At 52.5% G+C, this 13,919-nt stretch carries 10 protein-coding genes; 3 read left to right on the forward strand and 7 right to left on the reverse strand.

The window, feature by feature from the left end; genetic code table 11:
- Nucleotides 1-410 precede the first annotated feature (410 nt).
- The 6 genes from phoH to HEN33_RS07490 form a co-directional block, all read right to left on the reverse strand.
- Nucleotides 411-1,199, reverse strand: a complete 789-nt coding sequence (gene phoH, locus HEN33_RS07465; protein ID WP_000533536.1) for a phosphate starvation-inducible protein PhoH — start codon at nucleotides 1,197-1,199, stop codon at nucleotides 411-413.
- A gap of 556 nt (nucleotides 1,200-1,755) precedes the next feature.
- Nucleotides 1,756-3,027: an iron uptake transporter deferrochelatase/peroxidase subunit gene (gene efeB / locus HEN33_RS07470; protein ID WP_176263477.1), complete on the reverse strand. Its 1,272-nt coding sequence runs from the start codon at nucleotides 3,025-3,027 to the stop codon at nucleotides 1,756-1,758.
- A 5-nt stretch (nucleotides 3,028-3,032) separates the two neighbouring features.
- Nucleotides 3,033-4,160: an iron uptake system protein EfeO gene (gene efeO, locus HEN33_RS07475; protein ID WP_105271026.1), complete on the reverse strand. Its 1,128-nt coding sequence runs from the start codon at nucleotides 4,158-4,160 to the stop codon at nucleotides 3,033-3,035.
- Nucleotides 4,161-4,217: 57 nt separating this feature from the next.
- Nucleotides 4,218-5,048: an iron uptake transporter permease EfeU gene (gene efeU / locus HEN33_RS07480; RefSeq protein WP_176263476.1), complete on the reverse strand. Its 831-nt coding sequence runs from the start codon at nucleotides 5,046-5,048 to the stop codon at nucleotides 4,218-4,220.
- 219 nt (nucleotides 5,049-5,267) lie between these two features.
- Nucleotides 5,268-6,776 (reverse strand): sodium/proline symporter PutP, encoded by a 1,509-nt coding sequence (gene putP / locus HEN33_RS07485; RefSeq protein ID WP_105268731.1) that lies wholly within the window; start codon nucleotides 6,774-6,776, stop codon nucleotides 5,268-5,270.
- Nucleotides 6,777-6,934: 158 nt separating this feature from the next.
- Nucleotides 6,935-7,144, reverse strand: coding sequence for a hypothetical protein (locus HEN33_RS07490; RefSeq protein WP_176263475.1), 210 nt, complete (start codon nucleotides 7,142-7,144; stop codon nucleotides 6,935-6,937).
- Nucleotides 7,145-7,198: 54 nt separating this feature from the next.
- Between HEN33_RS07490 and putA the strand changes: the two genes are divergently transcribed.
- Complete coding sequence (putA, locus tag HEN33_RS07495; RefSeq protein WP_176263474.1) at nucleotides 7,199-11,161, forward strand: trifunctional transcriptional regulator/proline dehydrogenase/L-glutamate gamma-semialdehyde dehydrogenase; 3,963 nt, start codon at nucleotides 7,199-7,201, stop codon at nucleotides 11,159-11,161.
- Nucleotides 11,162-11,200: 39 nt separating this feature from the next.
- On the opposite strand, the gene rutR is transcribed toward putA, so the two are convergent.
- A complete protein-coding gene (rutR, locus tag HEN33_RS07500; protein WP_001354904.1) occupies nucleotides 11,201-11,839 on the reverse strand; it encodes an HTH-type transcriptional regulator RutR in 639 nt (212 codons plus the stop codon).
- 287 nt (nucleotides 11,840-12,126) lie between these two features.
- On the opposite strand from rutR, the gene rutA reads away from it, so the two are divergent.
- Together rutA and rutB are read left to right on the forward strand one after the other, a co-directional pair.
- Complete coding sequence (gene rutA / locus HEN33_RS07505) at nucleotides 12,127-13,218, forward strand: pyrimidine utilization protein A (RefSeq protein WP_123057320.1); 1,092 nt, start codon at nucleotides 12,127-12,129, stop codon at nucleotides 13,216-13,218.
- A complete protein-coding gene (gene rutB / locus HEN33_RS07510) occupies nucleotides 13,218-13,910 on the forward strand; it encodes a peroxyureidoacrylate/ureidoacrylate amidohydrolase RutB (RefSeq protein ID WP_105287906.1) in 693 nt (230 codons plus the stop codon). The genes rutA and rutB overlap by 1 nt, the downstream gene beginning before the upstream one ends.
- The last annotated feature ends 9 nt before the right edge of the window (nucleotides 13,911-13,919 follow it).

Consider the following 13,919-nt stretch of genomic DNA (forward strand, 5'->3'; position numbering starts at 1 on the left):
AGCCAAAAATTTAATTAAGATTAACCTTATATTTTTAATATTATCCCTAAAAAATAAAATCAGGAGAATATATTCGGTGTTAATCAATCAGTCAAATTTTGGCCCATTGTTGATTAAACCTCATACGCAAAATTGGCACCAGACCTCCTGTACAGGTTGAATGGCTGAAAAAAGATAGGCAGATGCTCGCTTTTTGGGCTTCTGGAAGAAAAACTCTCCGCGCTGGCGGCATTACACTGGTTTGGTGCTATGACGAAAAATGCCTGGTAAGAGTATCTAAACCAGAATTCATTTCAGCTTATCAACACGCTCAAAGTCGCCCCCCTGAACGTTAACCTGAAGTGAAAGTCTTTGCTGTTAATGAAATAAAACAAAGCCCGGTTCGCCCGGGCTCTGCGCCGATAATACACTTAACTGTATGCATGTAGCGTACGTTGGCAAAGTGCCGAACGTACGCAATCCTCTTTACCGAATCGGACGATCCCGACCATTTCATCTTCTTCGAAACGTTCCAGCGCGTCACTTAATCCGGAGCGCACGCCGCGAGGCAAATCGCATTGCGTGATATCACCGTTGACGATAACCGTCACGTTCTCCCCGAGGCGGGTTAAAAACATTTTCATTTGCGCGGCAGTCACATTCTGCGCCTCGTCAAGAATGACGACTGCATTTTCAAAGGTACGTCCACGCATATAGGCGAACGGCGCAATTTCCACCTTCCCTATTTCCGGTCGCAGGCAGTACTGCATAAAGGAAGCCCCTAAGCGACGGACCAGCACGTCGTAGACCGGGCGAAAATAGGGAGCAAACTTTTCTGCGATATCTCCAGGTAAGAAGCCAAGATCTTCATCGGCTTGCAGAACTGGACGGGTGACGATAATCCTGTCGACATCCTTATGTATCAGGGCCTCTGCCGCTTTTGCGGCACTGATCCAGGTTTTTCCGCACCCGGCTTCGCCGGTGGCGAATATCAGCTGCTTACTCTCAATAGCCTTCAGATAGTGCAATTGCGCTTCATTTCGCGCGAGGATGGGCGAGGTATCGCGACTGTCGCGGGCCATACCAATGGCTTCTACGCCGCTCATCTGCACAAGCGAGGTGACCGATTCTTCTTCACGCTGCTTATGGCTGCGCGAATCCCGTCTCAGCACACGTTTTGCCTCACGACGAGCTTTGATCACTGCTTTTTGTCTTCCCATGGAGAGCACCTTGAGTTGTTTGTATTCATCACACGCGCCGTTGGCAGCGCGATTATGCGCACGAACATCAGAGGGTTGGCTTCCTTGTAAGCCATAGTTTGCTGTTGGATAAAATGCCGAAAAACGGCTACGCACACCGTTTGCGGCGTCGGTAACACATGAAAAGTAAGGAAGAATTTGAAAATGCAAAGTGACGAGATGACTACCGGAGGAGAAATCTCCGCGAGTGGTGGAGCGTTGCTTAACAAAACATTGTCCAGTACAGGACGTTACCATCCGCGATCTCCATAGTGACTGACTATCACTGCCGGGAACTTCCGCTGCTACTTAATAATTACAACAGATCTCGCATTCATTGCAACAATATATTCACTTATATTTAACTATAAAACACCATTTCAGTGACATTAGTTTCTACTGGAAAGATGACAGAGTGATGACAGTGATGAAAAAAGCTGTGTGCTTTCAGCAGGATTCGCGTCAGGCATCAACGCACGAACGCCGGATGCGGCGTGAACGCCTGGTACGGCGTAAACGCCTTATCCGCCTCTAAAAATTAAACTCGCAATAATGCGCTTCCAAGATAATCGCTCGCGTCCTTCACCCCCGGCAGCGCAAAAAAATAACCGCCGCCGATGGGTTTAACGTATTCCTCCAGCGCTTCACCATTGAGCCTTTTTTGTACTGTCAGGAAGCCCTTTTCCAGATCGTGTTGGTAGCAGACAAACAGCAACCCCATATCCAGTTGCCCGGAGTTGGTAACACCCAACGAATAACTGTAGCCACGACGCAGCATCAGACTAGACTCGCTCTCCGTCGTGCGGGGATTCGCCAGCCGGATATGGCTGTCCAGCGCAATCACCTTCCCTTCCGGATCGCTAGCGTAATCCGGAACATCATGCTCATGCTGCATTCCCAGCGGCGCACCGGTTTGTTTGTCGCGACCAAAAATTGTCTGCTGTTCTTTCAGCGGCGTTCTGTCCCAAAATTCCACTCGAAACTGAATCAAACGCACCGCCTGGTAGCTGCCGCCGATAGCCCACGCAGGCTCCTGCTGATCTGCCGTCACCCACACCACTTTTTGCATCAATTTCGCGTTTTGGCTGTCAGGATTAGCAGTGCCGTCTTTGAAGCCCAGCAAATTAATCGGCGTCTCTTTGCCTTTACTGCGCGCCGCGTGATCAGAAATAAACCCTTCCCGCTTCCAGCGCACACTGAGCAAATCCGGCGTATGTTTAATGATATCGCGCAGTGCATGGATCACCGTGTCCTGGGTATTGGCGCAAATCTGTAGCAACACATCACCATGACATAACGCCGCATCAAGCGAGTCGTTAGGGAAACGTGTCATCTTCTGCAACTTTTTCGGCATCTGTGGCGCAAGGCCAAAGCGCTCATCAAACAATGAGTGACCCACCGATAACGTGATGGTGAGATTATCGGGCGCAATGTAGCCGCCAAGAATGCCGGAATCGCGTGGCGGCAGGCGTGGATTTGACGTTTCTGGTGCCGCTCCGCCCTGAGTCAGAAAGGCAAAACGCTGAGTCAACAAGCGAAACAATCGCGCAAGATCAGCTTTATCGCTGGCAAGCACATCAAACGCCACCAGCATCATTGCCGCCTGCTGCGGCGTCAGAATACCCGCCTGATGTTCGCCATAAAACGGCTGCGCTTCACTGCGCGCATCCGGTGAAAGCGTCCCCGGCGCACTTAGTGGTTTTTGCGCATGCGCTACCGGGCAACTTCCCGCCAGTGCCAGCGCGCCAATCCCTTTCAGTAAACGTCGGCGTGACGGTTCATTCACGCCGTTTTCATCTTCATACTGCATAACGCTTAATCCAGCCCCAGCACACCGCGAAGTTGCGCCAGATCTTCCGCCAGCGCAGTAATCGGCCCTTTCAGCGCATTACGATCGGCATCGGTCAATTTGTCGTAGGTTTCAAAACCGTCTTTAGTACGGTATTTCGCCAGAATGGTATCGACCTTTTTGAAGTTAGCATCGACTTTTGCCAGCAGTTCCGGGTTGGCTTTTTGTAGTTGTGGACGCAGCAGATCGACAATTTTCTGCGAGCCTTCAACGTTAGCCTGGAAGTCCCACAGATCGGTGTGGCTGTAGCGATCTTCTTCACCGCTGATTTTGCTGGCTGCTACTTCCTCAATCAGTCCGGCTGCGCCGCCGACCACTTTTGAAGGTGGGAAAGCCAGTTCACTGATGCGTTTTTGCAAATCGACCACATCGGTATAAAGCTGGTCAGCGTACTGATCCATTCCTTTGGTAGTGTTGTCGCCAAACAAGGCTTTTTCCAGACGATGGAATCCGGTGAATTTCGGATCGGCGGCTTTTTGCTCGTAATCATCTTCACGGGCGTCAATGCTACCATCCAGATCGGAGAACAGCTCAGCAATCGGTTCAATGCGCTCATAGTGCTGGCGCGTCGGCGCATACAGTGCTTTCGCTTTTTCGATATCGCCTGCTTTGATGGCGTCGGTAAAGGCTTTGGTGTCGGTCACCAGCTGTGTGGTTTCCGCCATGACATACGCTTTATATGCAGTAATTGCACCACCAAGACTTAACAGCGCATCGCTCTGCGCCGCATCCGCCGTTGCCTCACCTTTGACGATCAACTTCCCTTTCGGGTTTGTCAGCAGACCACAGGTCATATCGTATTCACCAGGCTGTAAATTTGCCGTCATTTTCTGGCTAAAACCAGGGGCGATATTTTCCCGCTCTTCCACCACCATCACGCCTTTGAGGATCTCCCACTCCAGCGCCTTCTGGCTGTGGTTCTGAATAATGAACTGTGTTTTCCCGGCGTTAACCGTAATGGTCATCGGTTCGCACTGTTTATCTGTCACAGTGACTTTGACCTGCGGAATATCAGCAGCGTTAGCCATAAAAGCAGAGGAGAACAGCGCAGCCACGCTTAATTGCAGTGCACTATGGCGGAAGTTAATGGTCATGACGAGACTATCCCTTTAAAGTATGTTGTAACTAAGCAAGAGTTTGCGTCATTTTCGTTACGCGGAGCGAGACGCTGTCGCCCCTGCGCGCGGCGGCAGAGCAAATGCCACCAGCGCCGGGATGAGATAAATAAACCAGACGGCGACTTCGCTGACGCTCGGCGCTTCCTGATAACCAAAGATACCTTCCATCAGCGTACCGAACAGCGAATGAGTTGAGAGCACCGCGCTCATATCGAAGGCGATTTCCTGAAAGTGGTTCCACAGCCCGGCTTCATGAAACGCGCGAATAGCACTTGCCGCCAGCCCTGCGGCGACGAAGAGAATAAACAGGCTGGTCCATTTAAAAAACGCGCCAAGATTGAGGCGAATACCGCCCCAGTAAAGCAGGAAGCCGAGCACCACGGCTGTAGCAAGACCGAGCATTGCACCCAGCGGAGGCCAGATCCCGACATCTTGTTGAAACGCCGCCAGCAGGAAAAAGACCGACTCCAGCCCTTCCCTTGCAACGGCAAAAAAGACCATCATCACCAGCGCCCAGCCATGATGATTCCCACGCTGCAATGCGCTATCGACTGCCTGTTCCAGTTGCACTTTGACGTTGCGCGACACTTTACGCATCCAGAAAACCATCCAGGTGAGGATCACCACGGCAATCACCGCCACGATACCTTCGAACAATTCCTGCTCTTTTTGCGGAAATTCGCCGGTGGTTTCATTAATGAAGATACCCAGCCCCAGGCACAACGCAGCGGCTAGCAACACGCCAATCCACATGACACCAATCCATCGACCTCGCTGGGTACGCTTAAGATAGCTGGCAATCAGGCTGACAATCAGCGCGGCTTCAAGTCCTTCGCGCAACATAATGAGAAACGGAACAAACATGCCACCCACCCTTAAACGTTTTTCTGAGTCAATCTATGCAAAGAAAAGTAAATCGCAGTGATAGCGATTATCATTACGGTGAAGAAAAACACAAGCGGAATGTAGTGATAATGATGAGGAAATGTAAAAATATTTTGAGGAAAAATGCAGAGGGCAATCACTGATTGCCCTCTGCCTGCTTCTGATTATGGCGTGGAATTTTCGGAAAAACGCCTTCCCTTACCCTTCCTGCAACCGTGACGGCGGCGCGGAATGATAGTGCGCATCGGCGTCAGCAAAGCGTTTTTGCATCGCCGCTGACGGTGCTTTACCCAGTAAACTAAACACCACAATCCCAATGCTACCGAAGATAAAGCCCGGAATAATTTCGTACAGTCCCAGCCAGCCGAACTGCTTCCAGACAATAACCGTCAGCGCGCCAATGATCATCCCCGCCAGTGCACCATTGCGCGTCATGCGTGACCACATCACCGAGAACAGCACAACCGGACCAAACGCCGCACCGAAGCCTGCCCACGCGTAGCTCACTAAGCCCAGCACGCGGTTTTCCGGATTCGCCGCCAGCGCAATCGCCACCAGCGCCACCACCAACACCATCACACGCCCTACCCACACCAGTTCTTTCTGGCTGGCATGTTTACGTAGAAATGCTTTGTACAGATCTTCGGTAATCGCACTGGAGCACACCAGCAGCTGGCAACTTAACGTCGACATCACCGCCGCCAGAATCGCCGACAACAGAATCCCGGCAATCCACGGGTTAAACAATATTTGTGCCAGTTCGATAAACACGCGCTCAGAGTTCTGGTTTACCGCACCGGCAACCGCTGGATTATTGTTAAAGTATGCAATGCCGAAGAAACCGACCGCCACCGCGCCTGCCAGACAGAGGATCATCCAGGTCATGCTGATACGACGCGCATGGACAATGCTGTGGTGAGAATCCGCCGCCATAAAACGCGCCAGAATATGCGGCTGACCGAAGTAACCCAGCCCCCAGCCCATCAGCGAGATAATGGCGACAAAATTCAACCCTTTGAGCATATCCACGTTTTCAATGCTCTTTTGTTTGATCACTTCCAGCGAGTCGCCAAACCCACCGACGCTAATGATCACGATAACCGGCGTCAGGATCAGGGCAAAAATCATCAGGCTGGCCTGTACAGTGTCAGTCCAGCTCACCGCAAGGAAGCCGCCAATAAAGGTGTAAAGGATCGTCGCCGCAGCTCCCGCCCACAGAGCCGTTTCGTAGCTCATGCCGAAGGTGCTTTCAAACAGACGCGCGCCAGCCACAATGCCCGAAGCACAATAAATGGTGAAGAACAGCAAAATTACCAGCGCGGAGATAATGCGCAAAATACGGCTTTTATCTTCAAAACGCCCGGTAAAATAATCCGGCAATGTTAAGGCGTTATTATTGTATTCGGTATGCACACGCAAGCGCCCGGCCACCAGCTTCCAGTTAATCCACGCGCCTAATGTCAGGCCAATGGCGATCCAGCTTTCGGAAATCCCGGAAAGAAAGACTGCACCCGGTAATCCCATTAACAGCCAGCCGCTCATATCCGACGCACCTGCCGATAATGCCGTCACGAATGGCCCAAGGCTGCGACCGCCAAGAATATAGTCGTCGAAGTTTTTGGTTGATCGCCAGGCGATGAACCCAATCAATATCATGCCAAAAATATAGACACAGAATGTCACCAACATCGGTGTGCTAATAGCCATCTAAAGTCTCCAAAAAATTATTTTCGGCAATGTCGAAACTTGCCGTTATATCTGCCACCGGAACGGGGTAACAGAGTTTATGTTTTCCCAGGGCGACCGTATCCTGCCGGAAGCGCTGGTTATTCACAATCGATTTAACACACCATTTACATTAAATTTTAGTGCTCAGCGATACTATTTTTCATCAGGTTGCACTCCCTCACATTTTTTGCGGTTGCACCTTTCAAAAATGTTAACTGCCGCAGAGAAAAAGTCTGAGTTATTTTTTTAATCCCTGTCATATCGATTTCTTTTATTAACATTTCATTCATTTTTAAGCTTGCTACGCAGGTCACATTTAACATGATTGCACAAAGTTGCAACATCATGGATATTTCACGATAACGTTAAGTTGCACCTTTCAGAACAACAGGAGTAATGGCATGGGAACCACCACCATGGGGGTTAAGCTGGACGACGCGACGCGTGAACGCATTAAGTCTGCCGCGACACGTATCGATCGCACACCGCACTGGTTAATTAAGCAGGCGATTTTTTCTTATCTTGAACAACTGGAAAACAGCGATACTCTGCCAGAGCTACCTGCGCTGCTTTCTGGCGCGGCCAATGAGAGCGATGAAGTACCGAATCCGGCAGAGGAACCACACCAGCCATTCCTCGACTTTGCCGAGCAAATTTTGCCACAGTCGGTTTCCCGTGCGGCTATCACCGCCGCCTATCGCCGCCCGGAAACCGAAGCGGTTTCTATGCTGCTGGAACAAGCTCGCCTGCCGCAGCCGGTTGCTGAACAGGCTCATAAACTGGCGTATCAACTGGCCGATAAACTGCGTAATCAAAAAAATGCCAGTGGTCGCGCAGGCATGGTTCAGGGATTATTGCAGGAGTTTTCGCTGTCATCGCAGGAAGGCGTGGCGCTGATGTGTCTGGCGGAAGCGCTATTGCGTATTCCCGACAAAGCCACCCGTGATGCGTTAATACGCGACAAAATCAGCAACGGTAACTGGCAGTCACACATTGGTCGTAGCCCGTCGCTGTTTGTTAATGCCGCCACCTGGGGGCTTCTCTTTACCGGCAAACTGGTTTCTACCCATAACGAAGCCAGCCTCTCTCGTTCGCTGAATCGCATTATCGGTAAGAGTGGCGAACCGCTGATCCGCAAAGGTGTGGATATGGCGATGCGTCTGATGGGCGAGCAGTTCGTCACTGGTGAAACCATCGCGGAAGCGTTAGCCAATGCCCGCAAGCTGGAAGAGAAAGGTTTCCGTTACTCCTACGATATGCTGGGCGAAGCCGCACTGACCGCAGCGGACGCGCAGGCATATATGGTTTCCTATCAGCAGGCGATTCACGCTATTGGTAAAGCCTCCAATGGTCGTGGCATCTATGAAGGTCCAGGCATTTCAATCAAGCTATCGGCGCTGCATCCGCGCTACAGCCGCGCCCAGTACGATCGGGTAATGGAAGAGCTTTACCCACGTCTGAAATCATTAACCTTGCTGGCGCGTCAGTACGATATTGGTATTAACATTGATGCCGAAGAGGCCGATCGTCTGGAGATCTCCCTCGATCTGTTGGAAAAGCTTTGTTTCGAGCCTGAACTGGCAGGCTGGAACGGCATCGGTTTTGTTATTCAGGCTTATCAAAAACGCTGCCCGCTGGTGATCGATTACCTGATTGATCTCGCCACCCGCAGCCGCCGTCGTCTGATGATTCGCCTGGTGAAAGGCGCGTACTGGGATAGTGAAATCAAACGTGCGCAAATGGACGGCCTTGAAGGTTATCCGGTTTATACCCGCAAGGTGTATACCGATGTTTCTTATCTCGCTTGTGCGAAAAAGCTGCTGGCGGTGCCAAATCTCATTTACCCGCAGTTTGCAACGCACAACGCCCACACGCTGGCGGCGATTTATCAACTGGCAGGTCAAAACTACTATCCGGGTCAGTACGAGTTCCAGTGCCTGCATGGTATGGGCGAGCCACTGTATGAGCAGGTCACCGGGAAAGTTGCCGACGGCAAACTTAACCGTCCGTGTCGTATTTATGCTCCGGTCGGTACCCATGAAACACTGCTGGCATATCTGGTGCGTCGCCTGCTGGAAAACGGTGCTAACACCTCGTTTGTTAACCGTATTGCTGATACCTCTTTGCCACTGGATGAACTGGTTGCCGATCCAGTCACTGCAGTAGAAAAACTGGCGCAACAGGAAGGGCAAACTGGATTACCCCATCCGAAAATTCCCCTGCCGCGCGATCTTTACGGTCACGGGCGCGACAACTCGGCAGGGCTGGATCTCGCCAATGAACACCGGCTGGCATCACTCTCCTCTGCCCTGCTCAACAGTGCACTGCAAAAATGGCAGGCCTTGCCAATGCTGGAACAACCGGTAGCGGCTGGTGAAATGTCACCCGTTATCAACCCGGCGGAACCGAAAGATATTGTGGGCTATGTGCGTGAAGCCACGCCGCGTGAAGTAGAACAGGCGCTGGAAAGTGCAGTTAATAACGCGCCAATCTGGTTTGCCACGCCTCCGGCCGAACGCGCGGCGATTTTGCATCGCGCTGCCGTACTGATGGAAAGCCAGATGCAGCAACTGATTGGTATTCTGGTGCGTGAGGCCGGAAAAACCTTCAGTAACGCCATTGCCGAAGTGCGTGAAGCCGTCGATTTTCTCCACTACTACGCGGGACAGGTGCGGGATGATTTCGCTAACGAAACCCACCGTCCATTAGGGCCTGTGGTGTGTATCAGCCCGTGGAATTTCCCGCTGGCGATTTTCACCGGGCAAATCGCTGCCGCACTGGCGGCAGGTAACAGCGTACTGGCAAAACCGGCAGAACAAACGCCGCTGATTGCCGCACAAGGGATTGCCATTTTGCTGGAAGCGGGTGTACCGCCAGGCGTGGTGCAGTTGTTGCCCGGTCAGGGTGAAACCGTAGGCGCGCAACTGACGGGTGATGATCGCGTGCGCGGGGTGATGTTTACCGGTTCAACCGAAGTCGCTACGTTACTGCAACGCAATATCGCCAGCCGCCTGGACGCTCAGGGCCGCCCAATTCCACTCATTGCGGAAACCGGCGGCATGAACGCGATGATTGTCGATTCCTCCGCCCTGACCGAACAGGTCGTCGTGGATGTACTGGCCTCGGCGTTCGACAGTGCGGGTCAGCGTTGTTCGGCACTGCGCGTGCTGTGCCTGCAAGATGAGATTGCCGACCACACGTTGAAAATGCTGCGCGGCGCAATGGCCGAATGCCGGATGGGTAATCCGGGTCGCCTGACCACCGATATCGGTCCGGTGATTGATGGCGAAGCGAAGACCAATATTGAGCGCCATATTCAGACTATGCGTAGTAAAGGCCGTCCGGTGTTCCAGGCGGTGCGGGAAAACAGTGAAGATGCCCGCGAATGGCAAAGTGGCACCTTTGTCGCCCCGACGCTGATCGAACTGGATGATTTTGCCGAATTGCAAAAAGAGGTCTTTGGTCCGGTGCTGCATGTGGTGCGTTACAACCGTAACCAGTTGCCGGAACTGATCGAACAGATTAACGCTTCCGGTTATGGTCTGACGCTTGGCGTCCATACGCGCATTGATGAAACCATTGCCCAGGTCACTGGCTCGGCCCATGTCGGTAATCTGTATGTTAACCGTAATATGGTGGGCGCAGTGGTGGGTGTGCAGCCGTTCGGCGGCGAAGGGTTGTCCGGTACCGGGCCGAAAGCAGGCGGTCCGCTCTATCTCTACCGTCTGCTGGCGAATCGCCCGGAAAGTGCGCTGGCAGTGACGCTCGCGCGTCAGGATGCAGAGTATCCGGTCGATGCGCAGTTGAAAGCCGCATTGACTCAGTCGCTAAATGCACTGCGTGAATGGTCGGCAAATCGTCCAGAATTGCAGGCGTTATGTACGCAATATGGCGAGCTGGCGCAGGCAGGAACACAACGATTGCTGCCAGGGCCGACGGGTGAACGCAACACCTGGACGCTGCTGCCGCGTGAGCGCGTATTGTGTATCGCGGATGATGAACAGGATGCGCTGACTCAGCTCGCCGCCGTGCTGGCGGTGGGTAGCCAGATGCTGTGGCCGGATGATGCGCTGCATCGTCAGTTAGTGAAGGCATTGCCATCGGCAGTCAGCGAACGTATTCAACTGGCGAAAGCGGAAAATATAACCGCTCAACCGTTTGATGCGGTGATCTTCCACGGTGATTCGGATCAGCTTCGCGCATTGTGTGAAGCCGTTGCCGCGCGGGATGGTGCAATTGTTTCGGTGCAGGGTTTTGCCCGTGGCGAAAGCAATATCCTTCTGGAACGGCTGTATATCGAACGCTCGCTGAGCGTGAATACCGCTGCCGCTGGCGGTAACGCCAGTTTAATGACGATCGGTTAAGCAGGTTGCCGGAGGATGCTATAACCTCCTCCGGCATCATTAACGTGGTCGAATCCCCTCAAGAATAATCCGCTGCACGTTTTCAACCGTTTGATTGAAAAACACTTCATCGCGCAACGTGGCACCTGTCACCGCCTCCACCTGAGGGGCGAAATCGGCGTAATGTTGAGTGGAAGCCCAGATCATAAAAATCAAATGCTGCGGGTCAATCGGCGCGAGTTTGCCGCTTTTAACCCAACCGGCAATCAGCGCCGATTTCTCATCAATTAACGTTTTCAAATCGCCCGTCAGTTCATCCATTAACAACGGCGCGCCTGCCAGCATCTCCATACAGAACAGGCGCGAAGCCTGCGGATAATCGCGTGAGACTTCCAGCTTCAGACGGATGTACTCTTTGATCGCCGCCAGCGGGGCGAAATCTTCACGAAACGCCTTCAATGGTGCCAACCAGATATCCAGAATTTGTCGCAGCACGGCAATATACAGCGCCTCTTTAGACGGGAAGTAATACAGCAGGTTGGTTTTTGAAACACCCGCCAACTCCGCGATCTGCTCCAGCCTTGTGCCGTGAAAACCGAATTGTGAAAAAGTGTCCAGTGCTGCGCTAAGAATCGCTTTTTTCTTCGCGCTCACTGCGCGCGAACGTTTACCCGTTGTTTTCACTGCGCCTTGCGTCATGCGCTCTCCCCTCTTGTTGATTGGCAACAGGATAGCAAAACCCCCGCCCGGCCTCGACCTTCTGCACTCTCATCGCGCACGAATGCATGTTTTATGTGCAACTGTTTTGACCGTTTAGTCCACTTTTTTCCAGGCATTTTAGACAACTTAACATTAACACATTAATAACATTCACTTTTTAAAAACTGGCATCCGCTTTGCAAACAAGCCATTACGCGGCAGAAAAGGATATGCAGGATGCAGCGCCCCGTCTGACTTTCACTTTACGAGACGAAGAGAGGTTGATGATGAAAATTGGCGTATTCGTACCTATTGGCAACAACGGCTGGCTCATTTCGACCCACGCGCCGCAGTACATGCCGACCTTTGAACTGAATAAAGCCATCGTGCAAAAAGCGGAGCACTACCATTTCGATTTCGCCCTGTCGATGATCAAACTGCGTGGTTTTGGCGGCAAAACTGAGTTCTGGGATCACAACCTGGAGTCGTTCACTTTGATGGCGGGGCTGGCAGCCGTGACCTCACGCATTCAGATTTACGCCACTGCCGCCACCTTAACGTTACCTCCGGCAATCGTCGCCCGTATGGCCGCAACCATTGACTCCATCTCTGGCGGGCGTTTTGGCGTAAACCTGGTGACTGGCTGGCAAAAACCCGAGTATGAGCAGATGGGCATCTGGCCTGGCGATGACTATTTTTCCCGTCGTTATGACTATCTCACCGAATATGTCCAGGTGCTGCGCGACCTATGGGGAACGGGGAAAAGCGATTTTAAAGGCGATTTTTTCACCATGAACGATTGCCGCGTCAGTCCACAACCGAGCGTACCCATGAAAGTGATCTGCGCCGGGCAAAGCGACGCTGGCATGGCGTTCTCCGCCCGGTATGCCGATTTCAACTTCTGTTTCGGCAAAGGCGTAAATACGCCCACGGCTTTCGCCCCGACCGCCGCTCGGATGAAACAGGCCGCAGAGCAAACCGGGCGCGACGTTGGCTCTTATGTGTTGTTTATGGTGATTGCCGACGAAACCGACGATGCCGCTCGCGCCAAATGGGAACACTATAAAGCGGGTGCCGATGAAGAGGCGTTAAGCTGGCTAACCGAACAAAGTCAGAAAGATACCCGCTCCGGTACTGACACCAACGTCCGTCAGATGGCCGATCCCACTTCGGCGGTAAACATCAATATGGGGACGTTAGTCGGTTCTTACGCCAGTGTCGCGCGCATGTTAGATGAAGTCGCAAGCGTGCCTGGTGCCGAAGGCGTGCTGTTGACTTTCGATGATTTTTTGTCGGGAATCGAAACCTTCGGCGAGCGTATTCAACCACTGTTGCAGTGCCGCGCCCATCTCCCTGCGCTAACTCAGGAGGTGGCATGATGACGACCTTAACCGCTCGACCGGAAGCCATTACCTTCGATCCGCAGCAAAGTGCGCTGATCGTGGTGGATATGCAAAACGCTTATGCCACACCAGGTGGCTATTTAGATCTCGCCGGGTTTGATGTCTCAACCACTCGCCCGGTCATTGCCAATATTCAAACCGCCGTGACCGCAGCGCGAGCGGCAGGGATGTTGATCATCTGGTTTCAAAATGGCTGGGATGAACAGTATGTCGAGGCTGGCGGTCCCGGCTCACCGAATTTTCATAAATCGAACGCCCTGAAAACCATGCGTAAGCAGCCGCAACTACAGGGGAAATTGCTGGCGAAAGGCTCCTGGGATTATCAACTGGTAGATGAACTGGTGCCGCAGCCTGGCGATATTGTGCTGCCGAAGCCGCGCTACAGCGGTTTCTTCAATACGCAGCTGGACAGCATTTTGCGCAGCCGCGGAATACGCCATCTGGTTTTCACCGGCATCGCTACCAACGTCTGCGTCGAATCGACGCTACGCGACGGCTTTTTTCTGGAGTATTTCGGCGTGGTGCTGGAAGACGCAACACACCAGGCGGGGCCGGAATTTGCACAGAAAGCAGCGTTGTTCAATATCGAAACCTTTTTTGGCTGGGTAAGCGACGTCGAAACGTTCTGCGACGCACTTTCTCCCACGTCCTTTGCTCGTATCGCTTAAGGAGTTTAA

Origin of the sequence: Escherichia sp. 94.0001 (assembly GCF_013369155.2) — a bacterium.
GTDB lineage: Bacteria > Pseudomonadota > Gammaproteobacteria > Enterobacterales > Enterobacteriaceae > Escherichia > Escherichia coli_F.